Annotated in this window: 19 protein-coding genes; 3 read left to right on the plus strand and 16 right to left on the minus strand. The window is 57.1% G+C overall.

All coding sequences use genetic code 11. From position 1 onward, the window contains the following. Window positions 1-108 precede the first annotated feature (108 nt). Together AS89_RS0112215 and AS89_RS0112220 are read left to right on the plus strand one after the other, a co-directional pair. Entirely contained in the window at window positions 109-912 is an 804-nt protein-coding gene (locus AS89_RS0112215; RefSeq protein ID WP_010132943.1) for a cytochrome C assembly family protein, read from the plus strand. A 93-nt stretch (window positions 913-1,005) separates the two neighbouring features. Then, the gene (locus tag AS89_RS0112220) at window positions 1,006-2,274 is read left to right on the plus strand and encodes an HlyC/CorC family transporter (protein WP_010132944.1); all 1,269 of its coding nucleotides are present in this window, start codon (window positions 1,006-1,008) and stop codon (window positions 2,272-2,274) included. On the opposite strand, the gene rnhB is transcribed toward AS89_RS0112220, so the two are convergent. From rnhB to AS89_RS18800, 16 genes are all read right to left on the minus strand, one after another. Continuing rightward, window positions 2,271-2,882 (minus strand): ribonuclease HII, encoded by a 612-nt coding sequence (gene rnhB / locus AS89_RS0112225; RefSeq protein WP_050901694.1) that lies wholly within the window; start codon window positions 2,880-2,882, stop codon window positions 2,271-2,273. The two genes, AS89_RS0112220 and rnhB, sit on opposite strands and share 4 nt — an antisense overlap. 37 nt (window positions 2,883-2,919) lie before the next feature. Continuing rightward, the gene (gene lpxB, locus AS89_RS0112230; RefSeq protein WP_033230430.1) at window positions 2,920-4,047 is read right to left on the minus strand and encodes a lipid-A-disaccharide synthase; all 1,128 of its coding nucleotides are present in this window, start codon (window positions 4,045-4,047) and stop codon (window positions 2,920-2,922) included. A 44-nt stretch (window positions 4,048-4,091) separates the two neighbouring features. Continuing rightward, window positions 4,092-4,871: an acyl-ACP--UDP-N-acetylglucosamine O-acyltransferase gene (gene lpxA / locus AS89_RS0112235; protein ID WP_010132947.1), complete on the minus strand. Its 780-nt coding sequence runs from the start codon at window positions 4,869-4,871 to the stop codon at window positions 4,092-4,094. 198 nt (window positions 4,872-5,069) lie between these two features. Beyond that, the gene (gene fabZ, locus AS89_RS0112240; protein ID WP_010132948.1) at window positions 5,070-5,507 is read right to left on the minus strand and encodes a 3-hydroxyacyl-ACP dehydratase FabZ; all 438 of its coding nucleotides are present in this window, start codon (window positions 5,505-5,507) and stop codon (window positions 5,070-5,072) included. A gap of 90 nt (window positions 5,508-5,597) precedes the next feature. After that, window positions 5,598-6,653, minus strand: a complete 1,056-nt coding sequence (lpxD, locus tag AS89_RS0112245; RefSeq protein ID WP_010132949.1) for a UDP-3-O-(3-hydroxymyristoyl)glucosamine N-acyltransferase — start codon at window positions 6,651-6,653, stop codon at window positions 5,598-5,600. A gap of 33 nt (window positions 6,654-6,686) precedes the next feature. Beyond that, window positions 6,687-7,202, minus strand: a complete 516-nt coding sequence (locus tag AS89_RS0112250) for an OmpH family outer membrane protein (protein ID WP_100169381.1) — start codon at window positions 7,200-7,202, stop codon at window positions 6,687-6,689. A 122-nt stretch (window positions 7,203-7,324) separates the two neighbouring features. Next, window positions 7,325-9,895 carry an outer membrane protein assembly factor BamA gene (gene bamA / locus AS89_RS0112255; RefSeq protein WP_010132951.1) on the minus strand — a complete coding sequence of 857 codons (2,571 nt, stop codon included), beginning with the start codon at window positions 9,893-9,895 and terminating at the stop codon, window positions 7,325-7,327. A 179-nt stretch (window positions 9,896-10,074) separates the two neighbouring features. Continuing rightward, window positions 10,075-11,433: an RIP metalloprotease RseP gene (gene rseP / locus AS89_RS0112260; RefSeq protein ID WP_010132953.1), complete on the minus strand. Its 1,359-nt coding sequence runs from the start codon at window positions 11,431-11,433 to the stop codon at window positions 10,075-10,077. 82 nt (window positions 11,434-11,515) lie between these two features. Further along, window positions 11,516-12,712 (minus strand): 1-deoxy-D-xylulose-5-phosphate reductoisomerase, encoded by a 1,197-nt coding sequence (gene ispC, locus AS89_RS0112265; protein ID WP_010132954.1) that lies wholly within the window; start codon window positions 12,710-12,712, stop codon window positions 11,516-11,518. Between the two features lie 30 nt (window positions 12,713-12,742). Further along, window positions 12,743-13,588 carry a phosphatidate cytidylyltransferase gene (locus AS89_RS0112270; RefSeq protein ID WP_029249997.1) on the minus strand — a complete coding sequence of 282 codons (846 nt, stop codon included), beginning with the start codon at window positions 13,586-13,588 and terminating at the stop codon, window positions 12,743-12,745. 64 nt (window positions 13,589-13,652) lie between these two features. Then, the gene (gene uppS, locus AS89_RS0112275) at window positions 13,653-14,414 is read right to left on the minus strand and encodes a polyprenyl diphosphate synthase (RefSeq protein WP_010132957.1); all 762 of its coding nucleotides are present in this window, start codon (window positions 14,412-14,414) and stop codon (window positions 13,653-13,655) included. Continuing rightward, on the minus strand, window positions 14,414-14,971 hold the full coding sequence (gene frr / locus AS89_RS0112280; RefSeq protein WP_010132958.1) for a ribosome recycling factor: 558 nt from the start codon (window positions 14,969-14,971) through the stop codon (window positions 14,414-14,416). The genes uppS and frr overlap by 1 nt, the downstream gene beginning before the upstream one ends. Further along, window positions 14,964-15,704 carry a UMP kinase gene (gene pyrH, locus AS89_RS0112285; protein WP_010132959.1) on the minus strand — a complete coding sequence of 247 codons (741 nt, stop codon included), beginning with the start codon at window positions 15,702-15,704 and terminating at the stop codon, window positions 14,964-14,966. The genes frr and pyrH overlap by 8 nt, the downstream gene beginning before the upstream one ends. Before the next feature lie 291 nt (window positions 15,705-15,995). After that, window positions 15,996-16,859 carry a translation elongation factor Ts gene (gene tsf / locus AS89_RS0112290; RefSeq protein WP_010132960.1) on the minus strand — a complete coding sequence of 288 codons (864 nt, stop codon included), beginning with the start codon at window positions 16,857-16,859 and terminating at the stop codon, window positions 15,996-15,998. A gap of 132 nt (window positions 16,860-16,991) precedes the next feature. Beyond that, the gene (gene rpsB / locus AS89_RS0112295) at window positions 16,992-17,741 is read right to left on the minus strand and encodes a 30S ribosomal protein S2 (protein WP_010132961.1); all 750 of its coding nucleotides are present in this window, start codon (window positions 17,739-17,741) and stop codon (window positions 16,992-16,994) included. Between the two features lie 390 nt (window positions 17,742-18,131). Further along, window positions 18,132-18,287, minus strand: coding sequence for a hypothetical protein (locus AS89_RS18800; RefSeq protein WP_158217364.1), 156 nt, complete (start codon window positions 18,285-18,287; stop codon window positions 18,132-18,134). Here AS89_RS18800 and map point away from each other — a divergent pair. Next, window positions 18,286-19,056 (plus strand): type I methionyl aminopeptidase, encoded by a 771-nt coding sequence (gene map, locus AS89_RS0112300; protein WP_010132963.1) that lies wholly within the window; start codon window positions 18,286-18,288, stop codon window positions 19,054-19,056. The genes AS89_RS18800 and map overlap by 2 nt on opposite strands. Window positions 19,057-19,112: the final 56 nt, after the last annotated feature.

Genomic DNA, 19,112 nt, shown 5'->3' on the forward strand with positions numbered 1-19,112 from the left:
AACCCCAAAAACGCGGCAGTATAGCCCAGCCGGGCTTTCCAGCACAGGCGCGCTGTGACACACTGCCCGCCCAGACAAATAAAGAAACAGCAAAACGGACGTACCCTAATGGCGGCATTCGCCCACTGGATGGCAATTGCACTTTATATCGCCACTACAGGTGTAGCGGCTGCCACCCTGTATCGACAACCGCAGAACACCAAACAACCCTTGTTACTGGGCCTGTTCGCGGGGGCTCTGCTGGCCCACGGCCTCTCTCTCAGCCACACCCTACTGGCCGGTGGCGGTTTTCGTTTCGACCTGCTGGCCGTCATGTCCCTGATTACCTGGACGGTAGGACTACTGCTGCTCCTGCTGTCACTCCGGCACAAGCTGACCTTGCTGATTCTGGTCATCGCACCGCTGGCGGCACTAGCCCTGGTTGGCGCCCAGAACGCCTGGGGCGGCCCCACGCCCCGCGAGGAAATCTCCCCCGGCATCGCTGCTCATGCGTTTTTCTCTATTGCCGCCTACTCATTGCTGACGCTGGCAACACTTCAGGCCATTTATCTCTACTGGCTCAATCAGCAACTACACAACCATCGCCCGGGTGGCATCAGCCGGCTTTTGCCGCCGCTGCAAACTATGGAGAGCCTGCTGTTTGGCCTGATTGCTTTCGGCCAGCTACTGCTCACCGCCGCATTGGTTACCGGCGCACTGTTTGTCGACGACCTGTTTGGGCAACAACTGGTACACAAAACCACACTGTCCATCTTTGCCTGGATTCTGTATAGCATCCTGCTGTGGGGCCACTGGCAAAAAGGCTGGCGTGGCAACACCGCGGTACGCTGGACACTGTCGGCATTTGCCGTATTGATGCTGGCCTTTTTTGGCAGCAAGCTGGCACTTGAAGTGATTCTTCCCCAGCAATAACCCACGCCCGATTTACACCACCTGGGCCCGCACAGTTGCGGGCTCGGCCGTTCTGATTCAATATCGGCCTATTCCAATAGAAAGAGCTCTCCCTTGAACGACCTGCCGCCCGGCCTACTCTTCGCACTGATAGGCCTGCTGATCATTATTTCCGCGTTTTTCTCCAGCTCTGAAACCAGCATGATGGCGCTCAATCGCTATCGCCTGCGGCATCAGGCCAGAACCGGCCATCGTGGCGCCAAACGCGCCATGGAACTACTCGCCCGCCCGGATAAACTGATCGGGGTAATCCTGATCGGCAACAATATCGTCAACATTCTGGCGTCCGTCATTGCCGGAGCAGTATTCACCCGACTCTACGGTGAAGCCGGAGTCTGGTACGCGACGGCCGCACTCACCCTGGTGGTGCTCATTTTTGCCGAAGTGACACCCAAGACCATCGCCGCACTGCATCCGGAGAAAATCGCGTTTCCCGCAAGCGTAATACTGCGCCCCCTCCTCTGGCTGCTCACCCCACTCGTCCAGCTCGTCGGCATCGTCTCCAATGGCCTGGCCCGTTTGGTCGGCGTAGAGGCCGGCAAAGAATCCGAGGCGGAACACCTGGCACCGGAGGAGCTGCGCTCCGTGGTATTTGAGTCCGGCGCGCTGCTACCCACTAAGCACAAAGGCATGCTGCTAAACGTGTTGGATCTGGACCAGGCGACCGTAGAGGACATCATGATCCCCCGCAACGAGGTCAAGGGGGTCGACCTGGACGACAGCGCACAGGAAATCCTCCAGCAACTGGCGGAAAGCAGTTTTACCCGGCTCCCGGTTTTCCGCGGCGACATCAACAAGATCGTCGGCATTCTGCACCTGCGGCGCGCGGCACAGCTACTCCGTGACGGCCCGGAAAAATTGACTGCAGAGAGCCTCAAGACACACCTGATCGAGCCCTACTTTGTACCCGAGGCCACCCCACTGCCCACCCTGCTGATGAACTTCCAGCAGCGCAAACACCGCATGGGCATCGTGGTTGACGAGTACGGCGAGGTAATGGGAATCGTAACCCTCGAGGACCTGCTGGAAGAAATTGTCGGTGACTTCACCGCGAGCCCGGTGCCCAGCGACGACGAGGAGATTGTCGAACAGGGTGACGGCTGGTACCTGGTGGACGGCGGCACCTCCATTCGCGAGATCAACCGCACGCTGCATTGGGAACTGCCGACCGATGGGCCCAAGACGTTTAACGGCTTGATTATGGAGCACCTGGAAAGCATCCCGGAAGGCAATATCAGCCTTTATATTCAGGAATACCTGATCGAAATTGTTGAGGTCTCCGACAAGATGATCACCAGCGCGCGGGTCAAGAAAAAGCGCTAGATCAGCTCCAGCTGGCGCCTTACCGGCGCGAAGCTCTTTCTGTGCGCAGGGGTTGCCCCCAGACGTGCCAGCGCCTCCATATGCACCTTGGTGGGGTACCCCTTGTGCCCCGCAAGGCCGTATCCCGGATAAACGCGATCCAGCTCCACCATTTCACGGTCGCGGGTCACCTTCGCAAGGATCGACGCCGCGGCAATAGCCGCAACCCGGTCATCACCTTTTATCACGGTGTCGCACTGGTAGTGCCATTGCGGCTTGCGATTCCCATCCACCAGCACAAACTCTGGCTGCACCGACAACTGCTCAACCGCGCGCTTCATCGCCAACAGGCTCGCGTGCAAAATATTGAGCTGGTCAATTTCTTCGACCGTCGCGCGGGCGATGGCGAAGCTCATGGCTTTCTGCTGAATCTCTTCAAACAGCCCCTCGCGCTTCTTCTCGCTCAACTTCTTTGAGTCCGCAAGACCCTCGATTGGGTTTTGCGGGTCAAGGATCACCGCCGCCGCAACAACATCACCGGCGAGCGGCCCGCGCCCAACTTCATCCACACCAGCCAGCAACGTACCGGTATAGGGACAGACATAGGGAGGCAATGGGGACTTGGGCATAACGAAAAAGGAACCGGATAAGGTAGAGAGGTATAACTTATTTCTGTAGCAAGGTGCACACGGCATCTGCGGCCTTCTCCGAGGCGTTGCGACGCAATTCCTGATGCATTTCGCTGAACTCGCGACGCAGGCGATCGCCAAGCAAGGGGTCGTCAAAATAATTCAGCACCGCGCCGCCCAGAGCTTCAGGCGTGGCATCATCTTGCAGGATTTCTGGCACCAGCTCGCGCTGCGCCAGCAGATTGGGCAGCGAAACCCAGGGCGTATGCAACATACGGGAGAAAATGGCGTAGGACAGTGTCGCCATTTTATAAGCCACGACCATCGGTTTGTTCATGAGCATGGTCTCAAGCGTCGCGGTACCCGATGCGATCAACACCGCATCCGCAGCCGCCAGCGCCTGCTGCGAATTACCGTCGAGCAACGTCAGCGATAACTCGCTTGCCCCCGGCAACTCAGCAATTTGCTGCTCCAGTTGCTGCCGCCGTTCAGCGCTAGCCGCCGGCAGCACAAACTTCAATGCAGGACGCCGCTGCTGACACCAGATTGCAGACTGCAGAAAGAGCGGCCCGAGCAAGCGCACCTCGCCACCGCGACTCCCCGGCAATAACGCCACCACCTGATCATCCGCCGCAAATCCCAGGGACTGTCGTGCGGCCTCCACATCGACTTCGAGTGGGATCTCATCGGCCAACGGATGCCCGACAAAACTCACCGGTACATCGTGCTCGCGGTAAAAGTCTGCCTCAAACGGCAGCAGCGTGAGCATGTGGTCCACAGCGCGGGCAATTTTCTTGATACGCCCGCGGCGCCACGCCCACACCGAAGGGCTGACGTAATGCACCGTGGGAATACCTGCGCCGCGCAGCGCCTCTTCTAGGCCGAGATTGAAATCCGGGGAATCAATGCCGATAAAAACATCGGGAGGGTTGGCGATAAAATGTTCGCGCAGGGTACGGCGGATCTTGAGCAGCTCGGGCAGGCGCTTCAGCGGCTCAACCAGCCCCATTACCGAGAGCCGCTCCATGGGAAACAGGGACTCGGCACCCAGGGCCTGCATACGCGGCCCCGCAATACCGACCACCTCGACAGAGTCGAATCGCTTTTGCAGCGCCTGAATCAGGCCCGCACCGAGAATATCACCAGAGGCTTCACCGGCAAGCATGCCGACACGCAACGTTTCCCCGTACGGCTTTACCGGCTTGTTGCTCAACGGACAATCCCACGGGTGGAATTTTGCAGGGAATCAATCCAGGGCTGAATGGCTGCGGACTCCTGTCGCAACTGCGCCAGTGACTCCAACGCCTCATCGGTAGTGAGCCCGCGGCGATAGACAATTTTGTAGGCTTTATTGATCAGCGCGATATCTTCACGCGTAAATCCACGGCGACGCAGCCCTTCGGCGTTGATGGTTTTCGCTTCGGCTGGATTGCCCGCGACCATCACATAGGCCGGAACGTCCTTGCCGATGCCGGCCCCCATTCCGGTGAATGCGTGCTCACCGATCGTGCAGTGCTGGTGCACCAGGGTATAGCCGCTCAGGATCGCCCAATCGCGCACATACACGTGGCCCGCCAGGGCAACATTGTTTACCAGAATCGTGTTGTTACCAATCACACTGTCGTGACCAATATGCGCATAGGCCATCAGCAGGTTATCGTTGCCAATGGTGGTTTCCCCGCGATCCTGCACGGTGCCGCGGTGGATAGTGACACCTTCACGGATGACGTTGTTGTCGCCAATCACCAGGGTGGTTGGCTCGTCCTGGTACTTTTTGTCTGGGGTATCCTGGCCGACGCTGGAAAACTGGTAGATGCGGTTGTTTTTTCCCAGTTTGGTAGGCCCGCTCAGCACCACGTGGGACGCGATCTCACAACCATCGCCGATCTCCACATCGGGTCCAACAACGCTGTATGGGCCAATTTGCACGCCTTCTCCGATCACTGCCGAATCATCGACAATGGCAGTTGGGTGAATCTTGGTCTGCATGCTGTGGCTTTCTCCTCACCGGATCGATACGCGATCGACTGAACACCACGCTGCGAACGGAAGCCCGCACTCTGGCGCCAGAAACTACGGCGATAACTTTACCCGCGAATCGCGAATATAAAAAATCAATTTGGTCACATTGATGCCAGCCCGAGCTGGCAGGGGTCCGTGAGGCCCCGCGCGCCCTGCCTGCAGCGCTCAGATCTTCCTCACCGCGCACAGGATATCGGCAGAGGCCGCCAGCTCACCATCTACGCTCGCCTTGCCGGCAAACTTCCAGATACCGCGGCGTTCGGACACAACTTCCGACTCGAGCTGCAGGCGGTCCCCCGGCACAACCTGACGCTTGAAGCGCACGTTGTCGATGCCGGCAAACAGGTACAAATAGCCGTCTTCCGGTTTTTGCCCCAGGGTCTTGAAGCCGAGGATGCCGGACACCTGGGCCATGGCCTCAACAATCATGACACCCGGGAAGATCGGCGCCTCCGGGAAATGGCCATTGAATACCTCTTCGTTAATCGAGATATTTTTGTAACCCTTGATCGATTTACCTTCTTCCAGCTCGACCACACGATCTACCAGTAGGAAAGGATAGCGGTGCGGAAGGTATTGACGAATTTCCTGTACGTCCATCATGGCGAATTGTCCCCAGAAACCACTTCGGGGCGCCAAACGCCCCGAATCTTCGAATGTATCTTGTGATGAAGCTCAGTGAGCAGATGCAACCTAATCGGGTGCCTGTTCCTGTTGCTTGAATGCTGTCTCCAACGCCTTCAGGCGCCGGGCCATTTGATCGAGTTGTCCATAGCGCACCGCATTGCGACGCCAGCTACGACTGTCCATAAAGGGCGCGCCACTGGAATAGGAGCCGGCCTCTTCGATGGATTTGGTAACCAGGGTACGCGCAGTGACATGGCTGCGATCCGCGATGGTGACATGGCCAACGATACCGACACCGCCAGCAATGGTGCAGTGCTTGCCAATCACCGCACTGCCCGCCACCGCCGAACAAGCGGCCATGGCTGAGTAGTCACCAATCTGTACATTGTGCGCGATTTGCACCATGTTGTCGATCTTGACACCGCGCCCGATCACCGTATTGCCAAGCGCGCCGCGGTCAATACAGGTACAGGCACCGATCTCCACTTCATCAGCGATTTCGACACCACCCAACTGATGGATCTTGGTCCAGCGGCCATCGGCAGGCGCAAAACCAAACCCGTCACCACCAATCACCGTATTGCTGTGCACGGTACAATCTGCACCGATCGCGCAACCATGGTAGACCACCACGTTGGGGAACAACCGGGTATTTGCCCCGATTTCACTCCCCTCACCGACCACGCAGCCCGACCCGATAACCACACCGGTTCCGATCCGGGTGTTGGCCTCGATCACCACTCCCGGACCAATATGCACATCAATCCCAATGTCCGCTGAGCTATCAACACAGGCAGAGGGATGGATACCCGCTGAGGGTGTGGGCGTTTGATCGTAGACCGCGGTCGCTTGCGCAAAGGCGAGATAGGGGTTGGGAACGATGAGTGCGCTCGTCGGGCAGGCATCTGCATCTTTCGCAGAAACCAAAACCGCACAGGCCTTAGTTTCTTCGAGGAAGCGACGATAGTTGGCGCTGGCTAGGAAGCTCACTTCGCTGGCAACCGCGTCCTGCAGGGTATTCAACCCGGTAGGTACTTGCTCACCGCTGGCACCTGGCACCAGGCGCAGTTCTGCGCCCAGTATCTCAGCCAACTGCGCCAGAGTTGGCTGCTTGTTAGTCATCACTGAACCTTGTTCGAAGCTGATTAGCGCGGATTACTTGCCAGCGTTTAGGCGCTTGACCAGTTCTTCGGTCAGATTGGCGGACTTACCCGCGTAAACCGCAGCGCTCGCATCCAGAACCAGGTCCAGCTTCTGTTCTTTGATCACTTCTTCCAGCGCAGTCTTGGCTTTCGGCAACAGCTCCTTCTGCAGGTCCTGCACTGCCTGGCCTTCCATCGCGCGCAGTTTTTTCACGGTGGTTTCGAAATCAGAGCGCTTGAAGTTGATTTTGCGCTGCTGTTCGGCCTTCTTCTCTTCAGACCAGGTTACGCCATTTTTCTGCGCATCCTCGGCCAGCTTTTGCATTTCCGCGCGAATGCTCTCGGCACCATTCTGCAACTGGGAGTATTCAGAGCTGGTTTTCAGCGCATTGATTTTGGAAGTGGCTTTTTCAGTGCTCATGATCGCGGCCTGGATATTTACCACGGCAACTTTAGTTTGTGCACTGGCGGCGCCCGCGAACAACAGGCCGGCCAGCAAAATCGCACTTGCTTTTACAAATTTGAACACTTTCTTATTCTCCATATTTCTTGAATTTTTCGGCCCCTTCCACAGGAGCCGTTTACGTCAGAAAAACCGTTTTCGGTAGCTGGGGCTCAACCCTAAACACTCCCGAAGCCAATTTCCAGTGGTTAGAAGCTATTACCCAACGAGAACTGGAATACTTCCACATCGTCGTCTTCGTTCTCTTCCAGTGCCTTGGACAGGCTGAAGGTCAGCGGGCCAAAGCCGGTGATCCAGGTCAGGCCCACACCAGCGGACACATTCAGGTTTTCCACCGCGATATCGTAACAGTTCAGCTGAGTCACTCCACAGCTGTTGCTAAACACGTTGCCCGCATCGATAAAGAACGCAGACTGCATGGAGCGCTGATCCTTGACGAAAGGAATCGGGAAAATCACTTCTGCACTACCTTCCACCAGAATGTTGCCACCGAAAGGCTGCGGCTGGCGGCCGGTAGACGTAGTAATCAGCTCGCCAGTGTTCTGATCGAGCAGGTAACAGTTCTTGGTGACATTACCCTCGGCATTGACAGCACAGGCCGTGGTTGAATAGAACTCAGCCGGGGTGGAGCGCGGACCCAAGGTATTGCGCTCGAAACCACGTACGGAGCCAAAACCACCGCCGTAGAAGTTTTCAAAGAACGGCAGCTGTTCCAGGTCGCCATAGCCATCGGCATAGCCGAGACGGGTACGCAGGCGCAACGTCAGGTTCTTAGTCAGCGGGCGGAAGTACTGGCCGGTGTAAATGAACTTGTAATACTCGAGATCACCACCGGGCAATGCAACTTCAACAGATGCGCGCTGGGAAGCACCGCGGGTGGCGAGGATACCCCGGTTCAGGGTCGAACGCGCGTAAGAACCTGTCACCGACCAGGTATCGAACTCGTCACCATAGAGATCAACAAACCCATTCAAATCGGTATTCAGCAGGCTGTCATCCAGCGGCATGCTGAGATCCAGCGCGACCCCATCCGCTACCGCCTGCTCCAGCTCTTCCAACACCACAGTTTGATCCGAGGCGAGAATGTCGCTATCGATGCCGCTAATCGGACGCGGGCTATCAATAATCTCCTGCACGGAGTTACTACTTGTGCTCAGCTCAAGGTGGTTGAAACCGATATTCAGGCCAATACGGGAAATTTCAGAGATTGGGTAACCGAAGCTCAAGCCCGCACCATAGGTCGTGGTGTTATAGCTCGACAGGTTGATTTCGGAGTAATCCCGCTCCTGATAGAAAATATTGAAGCCACGGCTCACGCCGTCCGGCGTGAAATAGGGATCGGTATAGGAGAAATTCAGGACCGACTGGTAGGTAGAGGTATTCACCGCGAAACCCACCGATTTGCCGGTGCCCATCCAGTTGTTTTCCTGCACGTTGGCACCCAGCACCAGACCACTGCCCTGGGCATAACCGACGGTGCCACCGATGGTACCGGAGGGCTGCTCCTCAACGGTGTATTCCACATCGATCTGGTCGGAGGTGCCCGGTACCTCGGTAGTCTCTACCTGTACTTCCTTAAAGAAGCCGAGACGCTCCAGGCGCACCTTGGACTGCTCAATGCGTGCGGAAGAAGCCGAGGCGGCTTCCATCTGGCGCATCTCACGGCGTAACACATCATCGGAGGTGCGCGTATTACCGCGGAAATTGATACGGCGCACATAGGCCCGCTTGCCCGGGTCAATGAAGAAGGTGACCTTTACGGTTTTGTCATCTTCATTTGCTTCCGGCATACCATTCACCTCGGCGAAGGTATAGCCCTCGTTGCCCAGGCGCTTGGTAATGTAATCGGAGGTGGTGGTCATCAACACCTGGGAGAAGGTCTGCCCCTTGCGCACCAGCAGCAAGCGACGGATTTCTTCCTCGGAAACAACCGGGTCACCGGCCAGCTCCACTTCGGAAACGGTATACACATCGCCTTCGCTGATGTTTACCGTGATAAATACGCTTTGCTTGTCGGGGCTCAGGGAAACCTGCGTGGATTCGATCTTGAATTCCAGGTAGCCGCGGTCGAGGTAGTAAGACTCCAGGCGCTCCAGGTCGCCGGTAAGCTTCTCCCGGGAGTACTTGTCGTCACTGTTCAGCCAGGACAGCCAGCCGGTGGTTTGCAGCTCGAAAATTTCCGCCAGCTCATCGTCGGAAAAAGCGCGGTTGCCCACAACATTGATGTGCTTGATCGCCGCGACGGAGCCTTCGTCCACGATAACTTTCAGCTCAACCTGGTTGCGCGGCAGCTCTTTTACTTCGGTGGTTACACTGGCGCCATAGCGCCCCTGAGCCACATACTGACGCTCGAGTTCCTGTGCCAGGCCTTCCAGGGTGGCACGTTTAAAGATCTGCCCTTCCGCAAGACCGTTGTCATTCATGCCCTTGAGCAGGTCTTCGGTCTTGATCGCCTTGTTACCGGTAATCTCGATCTTTGAAATCGCCGGGCGCTCCCGCACGGTGATGACCAGGACACCATTTTCACGGCCGATCTGGATATCCTGGAAATAGCCGGTGCGGAACAATGCGCGCGTGGCGCTCTGGATCTCCACACTCTCAATCTGATCACCAACCCGGACAGGCAGGGCCGCAAACACGGTACCCGCGGACACACGCTGCAATCCCTCAACGCGAATATCGTTGACCTTAAACGACTGGGCGTAAGCGGCAATGGGCAAAGCTAGGCCGAGCGAAGCCGCTTTCAGGAAATTTTTCATCTACTAATTCCGAGTGTTTATTCGCAATTCCATGAGGGCGTTACGCCCCATTCACTGGGATCAAGGTCCCTATCAAGTCCACCCACCCCTCAGGGGCGAAAATGGTGCCTGACCACCTCCGAGGCCCGACATGGGGCCCTTCGCCCTCAGTAAGACCGGAGGTACAGGCAAAAAATTCACTACAGACGCAAAATGTCGTTATAAAGCGCCAACGCCATGATGCCCAGCACCATAGCCATACCCACTTGCAGGCCAATCATCTGCACTCTTTCCGAAACGGGTGAGCCCTTGATTGCCTCAATACCGTAGTAGAGGAGATGACCGCCGTCGAGAACCGGAATCGGTAACAGGTTCAACACACCAAGACTGATGCTCAACAGGGCAAGCAGCGACAAGAAGGACTGCCAGCCCGCGTCCGCAGAGGTGCCGGCCACTTTAGCAATGGTGATAGGGCCGCTCAAGTTGCGGGTAGAAAGCTCGCCAAACAGCAGCTTTTTCAGGCTGTTTAGGGTAAATACCGTCTTGCTCCAGGTCTCCTCCAGGCCTTTGTTCAGGGCCCCCAGAACACCGTAGTGGTAGCGCCGCACCCGCTCCTCCGGCCAGGATGCCGCCACCGGCAAGACCCCGATACGGCCTATTTTTTCACCGCTATCCAGCGTGACTTCGTCTGGCGTAATTGACACCACCTGCTCGGCACCGTCACGCAACACCGTAACCGCGACCTGCTGCTCCGGGCGCGCCTTGATATAGGTGGTCCACTGCTCCCAATCGCTGAAATCACGCCCATCGGTGGCGATAATTTCATCACCGGCCACCAAGCCGCCTTTTGCAGCCGGGCTACCGTCGACCACCTGGGCAAGCTGCATACTAACCTGTGGGATCCACAGCTTGACGCCCACCTCGCCCAGGGGATCAGCAACCTCCTGCCCCGCCAACCAGCGGTCAATATCCGCATACATGTGGTATTCGAGCGAAGAATCCGGATAACGCACGGAGAATTTAATATGGCCTGAATCGCCGAGGCGATTGGCCAAGCGCCAGTTCAGTGCCTGCCATGTGGGCGTTGGGTGATCGTCGATTGCGAGGATTTCCTGGCCTTCTTCCAACCCGGCGTACGCAGCAAGGCTGCCCTGCTCCACGCCATCAACAATGGGTACCGGGCCAGAAGTGCCGCCCATAAACACGCCCCAGAAGAGCACGATCGCCAGCAGGAAATTGGCGAGCGGGCCGGCGGCGGCGATGGCGATGCGTTGCCACACATTCTTGCGATTGAAGGTGCGGTCCAAATCTTCCGGCGCCACCGCACTTTCGCGCTCATCGAGAAACTTGACGTAACCGCCGAGGGGGATGGCGGATACCGTAAATTCGGTGCCGTGGCGGTCGTAGCGCGACACCAGTCGCTTGCCAAAGCCAATCGAGAAACGCAGTACCTTTACACCACACCAGCGCGCAACGATAAAGTGGCCGAACTCGTGAAAGCTCACCAGCACACCGAGAGCGACCAGCGCCCAGACTGCAGTTTGTAGAAAATCTAACATGAGGTCAGCTTACTATGATCTCGTTAATGGCTTGCGCCCTTTATCTTGTGTCCTGCATGCAGGCCGGTGGGTTCACCATTTTTCAGGCGCCGCAGAATTCTCCCAAAACCTGGTGAGCTCGCGCTCGCGCCTCCCGATCAGCCTGTTCGACTGTCTCCAGGTCTTTCAGTTCAACGACTGCACAACTCTCCATGACCTTTTCGATCAGCTGTGCAATCCCGGTAAAGCGCAGCTCCCCTGCCAGGAAAGCCTCTACAGCCACTTCGTTGGCCGCATTCAGAATAGTGGGCGCACTGCCACCAGCCAGCATGGCTTCACGTGCCAGGCGCAGACACGGGAAGCGCGATTCATCCGGCGCCTCAAAGTCCAGCCGCCCGGCACTGATCAGGTCGAGCGCGTTAACGCCGCTCTCTACCCGCTGGGGGAACGCCAGCGCGTGCGCGATTGGCGTACGCATGTCTGGATTTCCCATCTGCGCCAGCAAGGAACCATCGCGGTACTGCACCATGGAGTGCACGATACTTTGCGGGTGCACGACCACCTGAATATCACTAGGCACTGCATGAAATAGATAACAGGCTTCGATGAACTCCAGGCCTTTGTTCATCATGGTGGCGGAATCCACCGAAATTTTGCGCCCCATGGACCAGTTGGGATGGTTACAGGCCTCGTCCGGCGTAACCCGGTGCAAACTCTCGGGGTCTGCGGTACGGAAAGGCCCGCCCGAACCGGTCAGCAGAATACGCTCTACACCGGCCTCGCTGAGGCTATCACAGGGAAATGGCAAACATTGAAAAATGGCATTGTGCTCACTGTCGATCGGCAGCAGCGATGCATCACTTTCAGCCAAGGCGGCCATAAACACCGGCCCGGCCATCACCAGCGACTCTTTGTTCGCCAGCAGGACTTTTTTGCCGGCCTGCACGGCGGCGAGTGTTGGGCGCAAACCAGCCGCCCCCACAATAGCCGCCATCACAATGGCAACCTCGGGGTCGGCGGCCACCTGGCACAAACCGTCGGTGCCGCTCAGCACCTCGGTTGGCAAGCCCTCTGCAGCCAGCGTGGCGCGCAACTGGACAGCCTTGACCTCTTCCACAACCACCGCATAACGCGGCGCAAAGCGGCGGCACTGCTGCGCCAGCTCTTCAATACGGTCGCGCGCCGTCAGCGCATAGATGGAATAACGTTCTGGGTGACGGGCGAGCACATCCAGCGTACTCACCCCGATAGAACCGGTGGACCCGAGCACACAGACAGATTGTGGGGTCATGGTTTGCATGAAATCGAACTACCTCTGCGCCCAAGAAAATCAGAGATACTTGGGCAATTCGCTGGCGAGCGCCGCCATAGTGAAAACCGGTAACGCCGCCGTGAGGCTATCCAATCGGTCGAGAATACCGCCGTGTCCCGGCAAAATTCGGCTGCTGTCCTTAATGCCCCGATGACGCTTGAACATACTCTCAACCAGGTCACCGATAACCGATGCCAGCGCAGTCACCAGCACACCGACGGTAAACAGGATGGTGTTTTTGGTCGGCAGTTCAAATGCCACCGACACACCCAACGCGAGCACCAGGCAGGCACCAAGGCCGCCGAAAAACCCTTCCCAGGACTTACCGGGGCTCACCTCACGCGCCAGCTTGTGCTTGCCGAACTTGCGCCCGACAAAATAGGCGCCCACATCGGCGGCAACTACCACAGCCACCACAAACAGCACCAGCCAGGCACCGTGTTCAAGCCCCTGCAGAATCACGACCGACAACCACGCAGGCACCAGCACTACCAGGCCAATAAACCCGCGGGCCCAGCGGTTGCCCCACAACATGGCACTGGCGGGATAGCCCTGTACCCACAGGAACGCCAGCGCCCACCAACCACAGGCCACCGCCAGAATCTGGCGCGCGCGGTCGGTGTCGGGTGAGGAGAAATCAAAATCGAATACGTAGTGTGCGGTCAGCACCAGGGCACCGCCCAACGCGGCGAGAAACACGAACCGCAGCGCGCGATTCAAATTGGATAAGTTGGCCCATTCCCAGCCACCCAGCAGGATGACCCCGGCAATCACAATGGAAAACCACTGCAATGGCACGAAGAACAGCAGCCCCAGGAAAAGAGCAACCAACACCAGCGCGGTAATTATTCTTTGTTTTAGCACCGTTAAACCCTTAAACCTTCTAATTTACTAACCCGAATCCCCAAAACAATCGGCCCGTGCCGACTCAGGCCTGGGCTTCCAGCCCGTCTTCGCTACGCCCACCGTAACGGCGGTCACGCTGGCGAAACGCGTCCAGCGCCAGATCAAGCGCCTGCACGTCAAAATCCGGCCACAGCGTATCCGTGAAATAGAACTCGCTGTAAGCCGCCTGCCATAAGATGAAATTACTAATGCGCTGCTCACCACTGGAGCGAATCAGCAGGTCGACCGCAGGCAGATCCGACAACTGGATATGCGCACCCAGCGCGGCCTCATCGATCGAGTCCGGTGTGCGCTCGCCACTCGCCACTTCTTCCGCGAGCAGGCGGGCCGCCTGTGCAATATCCCACTGACCACCGTAATCCGCGGCAATCACCAGGGTGCCGTTTTCGCCATCACGGGTGAGGGATTCCGCCTCCACAATGGCGCGCTGCACACGGGGCGAGAAACGGTCACGGCGACCGATTACACGCAACTGCACGCCCTGCTCCTGCATGCGCCGGGCCTCCCGACGCAAATAGGAGTGGAACAGTGTCATCAGCAACTCCACCTCTTTGGGTGGTCGCTGCCAATTCTCACTGGAAAAGGCGAACAGCGTGAGCACCTCAATCTGGCGCTCCTTGCACGCTTCAATCAGGTCTCGAATCCGCTCGACACCCGCTTTGTGACCGGCGGAAGGTGACAGGCCCCGGCGCGCCGCCCAGCGGCCGTTTCCATCCATAATGATGGCGACATGTCGCGGTCCCGCATGCATAGGTGTTGCCACACCAGTACCGCCGGCAGACATCAGATTTCCATCAGGTCTTTTTCTTTTGCCGCCAGTGCCTTTTCCACTTCGGCAATGTACTTGTCGGTCAACTTCTGGATTTCATCCGCTGCACGACGCTCGTCGTCCTCGGAGATCTCCTTGTCTTTGACCAGCGCCTTCACTTCGGCCAGCGCATCGCGACGGTTATTGCGGATGGACACGCGCGCGCTCTCCGCTTCCCCTTTGGCCTGCTTGATGAAGTTTTTGCGCGTCTCTTCGGTCAGCATCGGCATCGGGATGCGGATTACCGCACCGGCGGTAGCCGGGTTCAGACCCAGGTCAGACTTCATGATCGCTTTTTCAATGTCTGGCACCAGGTTTTTCTCCCACGGTGTAACAGACAAGGTACGCGCATCCTCAACGGTTACGTTGGCAACCTGGGAAAGAGGCGTGTCGGAACCGTAATACGACACCTGAATGCCATCGAGAATGCTCGGGTGGGCACGGCCAGTACGGATTTTATTGAAGTTGCTGCCAAGCGCGTCAATGGCTTTGCCCATGCGCGTTTCAGCTTGTTTTTTGATATCGTTAATCACGATTCACTTCCTCTTCGATCAGTGTGCCCTCTTCACCACCCACAACGATGTTGAGCAGTGCGCCGGTTTTATCCATGCGGAAAACCCGCACTGGCATGTTGTGTTCACGGCAGAGGCAGATTGCGGTTAGATCCATTACACCGAGCTTCTTGTCGAGAACCTCGTCATAAGTCAGGCGATCATAGCGAGTGGCATCAGGCACCAGCACAGGGTCAGCAGAGTATACGCCGTCCACTTTGGTGGCCTTCAGAACCATCTCCGCTTCAATTTCGATCCCGCGCAAACAGGCAGCGGAATCCGTGGTAAAAAATGGGTTGCCGGTACCGGCCGCAAAAATCAGCACTTCACCCCGCTCCAGATAGCGGATGGCTGCGCGTCGATCGTAATGGTCGACGATACCGCTCATCTGAATGGCGGACATCACACGGGACGAGATATTTGAGCGCTCGAGCGCATCGCGCAGTGCCAGGGCGTTCATTACAGTGGCCAGCATCCCCATGTGGTCGCCAGTCACCCGGTCGAGGCCGGCCGCATTCAGTGCCGCACCGCGGAACAGGTTACCGCCGCCGACAACAAGACCGACCTGAACACCAATACCCACCAGCTGGCCGATTTCCAGGGCCATTTTGTCGAGCACTTTGGGGCTGATACCAAACCCCTGTTCGCCCATCAGCTCTTCTCCGCTGAGCTTTAACAGGATTCGCTTGTACTTGCGGTCTTTAATACCTGGCATCCCTTGTTCCTCAACTGTTACGGGCTAAATTCTGTGTTGAGACGCAACCGGAATTCCCGTTCGCGCCCGCCGAACATTACAACAAATTCGGCGCTTTACCTATGGCTATACCTATCTGGCCGGGCTCAATAAGCGAGATTGCCTCGCTTTCCTGCCCAATAGTTCAGATATTGAACAGAATTTTCCCCTGCGCCAGATACTACAGCGGGGTGCCCCGGAAGTATTCTAATGAACACACCGGGAGCACCCCGCTGGTGCCGGCGACCCGGAGGTCACCGACTGAGTCGAGCATCAAGAGCTGGATTTTACCTGAGCGGCCACTTCCGCTGCGAAATCCACTTCTTCCTTCTCGATACCTTCACCAACCTCGAAACGCAGGAAGCTGGATACATCGCCACCAGCGTCTTTCGCCAGTTTGGCAACAGTAACGTCAGGATTCTTAACGAAAGGCTGCTCTACCAAGCTGTTCTCTTTCAGGAACTTCTTGATACGACCGCCCATCATCTTCTCTACGATCTCAGCAGGCTTGCCTTCCATATCCGGCTGAGCCTTGATGATGTCCTTCTCTTTCTCCAGCACGTCAGCCGGCATATCTTCCGGCTTAACTACCTGCGGGTTAACCGCAGTTACGTGCATGGCGATATCGCGCGCAGTCTCAACGTCGCCACCACTCAGGGCAACGATCGCAGCGATACGGTTGTTGGAGTGAACGTAAGCACCAACCACTGGCGCTTCAACCAGCTCAACACGACGCACACCGATGTTCTCACCGATCTTCTGTACCAGTGCTTCGCGGGCGTTTTCCAGCTCACCTTCCATCAGCGCAGCAACGTCTGCCTGGCGATCGGCAAATGCCTTATCAACCACTTTGGCCACGAACGCCTGGAAGTTTTCGTCGCGCGCAACGAAGTCGGTTTCGGAGTTCACTTCTACCAGAACGCCGTAGCTGCCGTCTTCGGCAACTTTTGCCGCAACAACACCGTCAGCCGCGGTACGACCCGCTTTCTTGGCAGCCTTCAGGCCAGAAGCCTTGCGCAGGTCTTCGATCGCCTTTTCGATGTCACCATCGGCCTCAGTCAGTGCCTTTTTGCACTCCATCATCGGCAGGCCGGTGCGCTCGCGCAGTTCTTTTACCATTGACGCAGTAATCGCCATGATTCAATCCTCGGGTTCAGATTCAAATTCTTTGTTGGATTTGAAAAAAAGGGGCCGGATAGATGGCCCCTTTTCCCTGCAGCGTAACCAAACATTGTTACACCGCCAGTAGCCTGCAGCGACAACCCCGAATTAGGAGTCCGCAGCCTGCTGATCGTCGTTAGCTTCTACGTATTCGCTCTGGGCAGCAGCGCCACCAGCTTCCGCAGTACCAGCCAGTACCGCATCTGCTACCGCAGTGGTGTACAGCTTGATCGCGCGGATGGCGTCGTCGTTACCTGGGATTACGTAGTCAACACCTTCCGGGCTGCTGTTGGTATCAACGATACCGATTACAGGGATACCCAGCTTGTTGGCTTCTTGAATGGCGATACGCTCGTGCTCAACGTCGATCACAAACAGTACGTCCGGCAGACCACCCATGTCCTTGATACCACCGATGGAGCGCTCAAGCTTCTCCATGGTACGGGTGCGCATCAGAGCTTCTTTCTTGGTCAGCTTCTCGAAAGTGCCGTCCTGAGACTGCGCTTCGAGGTCGCGGAAACGCTTGATGGAAGCGCGGATGGTTTTGTAGTTGGTGAGCATACCACCCAGCCAGCGGTTGCTGACGTAAGGCTGACCTGCACGCTCGGCCTGCTCTTTGATGGACTTCTGCGCAGCGCGCTTGGTACCAACAAAAAGGATCTTCTTCTTCTGCGCAGCCATGCCTTTGATGACTTGCAGCGCTTCGTTGAAGGCCGGAACAGTGTGCTCCAGGTTGATGATGTGAATCTTGTTGCGAGCACCAAAGATGTATTCACCCATCTTCGGGTTCCAGTAGCGAGTCTGGTGACCAAAGTGGACACCAGCCTGCAGCATATCGCGCATGCTGACTTGCGGCATAATAAACCTCAAATTCAATAACGGAGGCACACGGCCAATGTACACGGCTCGAATGCTTCCCGGGTTTTATCCTCCATATACCCCATTTACCAATCCTCGAGAGCACTTTTTACGTCTCCCAAAGACACCCAGGTGAATGTGCCGGTATATGTGCGGCGTTTGTTAAGAGCAGTGAAACTCACCACCCTTTGTTTAGTTTCACTCCGGGCACTGCCCAAAGCGGCGCGCTTTATACCATATAACCGGAGAACCTGGAAGCGTGAGCGACGCCACGAAACCGGCCGTCGGCAAGCATACAGTCACGCGAACACTTGTCGGCCGCAGGGTCACCTAATGCCCCGCACCTGTAATTCCGCTACAATACCGCGCCGCTTCTGGGCTTAGCCTGGATCAACCCGCCGCCCTGCAACGCTGCCGTACGCAGCTTGTCACAGCAACAGCGCCGGGAAACAACTGGTCGACGCCGACCGCGATTCGACCACTACGAGCGTCGAAATAGGCGTCGAAACTGCTGTAAACAGCTACAAACATCTTGGAAAGATTCATGACCAATCCTGTAAAGACACCCGAACAAATCGCCAAAATGCGCACCGCCGGCCGCCTGGCTGCGGAAGTATTGGAGATGATCGGTGAATACGTGGTTCCGGGTGTCACCACAGAGGAACTGGATCGCCGCTGTCATGACTACATCGTCAACGTGCAGGACGCTATCCCCGCGTGCCTCGGCTATCGCGGCTTTCCCAAGTCCATTTGCACCTCGGTTAACGAAGTGATCTGTCACGGCATTCCCTCGGAGTCCAAGCTACTGAAAAAAGGCGACATCATTAATATCGATGTCACGGTCATCAAGGATGGCTGGTATGGCGACACCTCCAAGATGTATTTCGTCGGCAAACCCGCCGCCCACGCCGAACGCCTGGTCAAAGTGACCCAGGAGTGCCTGTACAAGGCCATCGAAATCGTGAGACCCGGCACCACCCTCGGTGACATTGGCCACGTGATCCAGCAGCATGCAGAGAAAAATTACTACTCCGTGGTGAAAGACTTCTGCGGCCACGGTATCGGCGACGTATTCCACGAAGACCCGCAGGTTCTGCACTACGGCAAACCCGGCACCGGCCAGGTGCTGGAAGAAGGCATGACCTTCACCATCGAACCCATGATCAATGCGGGCAAGCCCGGCAGCCGTGTGCTGCGCGACGGCTGGACCGCGGTCACCGTCGACCGCCGTCTGTCTGCCCAGTGGGAACACACCATGGCCGTCACCAGCGATGGTGTGGAAGTGTTTACTGCACGCAAAGAAGAGTCTTTTTGACGCAGCGGTATGGCATCGCTCCGCAGGTAAGGCATCAACAGGGTTAAATGGATTCC

It is taken from the genome of Microbulbifer agarilyticus S89, assembly GCF_000220505.1.
Lineage (GTDB): Bacteria > Pseudomonadota > Gammaproteobacteria > Pseudomonadales > Cellvibrionaceae > Microbulbifer > Microbulbifer agarilyticus_B.

Bases quoted from the DNA above. Each gene is read 5' to 3' on its own strand.
- AS89_RS0112215 (WP_010132943.1), top strand. From the start codon at position 109: ATGGCGGCATTCGCCCACTGGATGGCAATTGCACTTTATATCGCCACT.
- rnhB (WP_050901694.1), bottom strand. From the start codon at position 2,882: ATGCCCAAGTCCCCATTGCCTCCCTATGTCTGTCCCTATACCGGTACG.
- lpxB (WP_033230430.1), bottom strand. From the start codon at position 4,047: ATGCTTGCCGGTGAAGCCTCTGGTGATATTCTCGGTGCGGGCCTGATT.
- lpxA (WP_010132947.1), bottom strand. From the start codon at position 4,871: ATGCAGACCAAGATTCACCCAACTGCCATTGTCGATGATTCGGCAGTG.
- fabZ (WP_010132948.1), bottom strand. From the start codon at position 5,507: ATGATGGACGTACAGGAAATTCGTCAATACCTTCCGCACCGCTATCCT.
- lpxD (WP_010132949.1), bottom strand. From the start codon at position 6,653: ATGACTAACAAGCAGCCAACTCTGGCGCAGTTGGCTGAGATACTGGGC.
- bamA (WP_010132951.1), bottom strand. From the start codon at position 9,895: ATGAAAAATTTCCTGAAAGCGGCTTCGCTCGGCCTAGCTTTGCCCATT.
- rseP (WP_010132953.1), bottom strand. From the start codon at position 11,433: ATGTTAGATTTTCTACAAACTGCAGTCTGGGCGCTGGTCGCTCTCGGT.
- ispC (WP_010132954.1), bottom strand. From the start codon at position 12,712: ATGCAAACCATGACCCCACAATCTGTCTGTGTGCTCGGGTCCACCGGT.
- uppS (WP_010132957.1), bottom strand. From the start codon at position 14,414: ATGTCTGCCGGCGGTACTGGTGTGGCAACACCTATGCATGCGGGACCG.
- pyrH (WP_010132959.1), bottom strand. From the start codon at position 15,704: ATGCCAGGTATTAAAGACCGCAAGTACAAGCGAATCCTGTTAAAGCTC.
- tsf (WP_010132960.1), bottom strand. From the start codon at position 16,859: ATGGCGATTACTGCGTCAATGGTAAAAGAACTGCGCGAGCGCACCGGC.
- rpsB (WP_010132961.1), bottom strand. From the start codon at position 17,741: ATGCCGCAAGTCAGCATGCGCGATATGCTGCAGGCTGGTGTCCACTTT.
- map (WP_010132963.1), top strand. From the start codon at position 18,286: ATGACCAATCCTGTAAAGACACCCGAACAAATCGCCAAAATGCGCACC.
- AS89_RS18800 (WP_158217364.1), bottom strand. From the start codon at position 18,287: ATGAATCTTTCCAAGATGTTTGTAGCTGTTTACAGCAGTTTCGACGCC.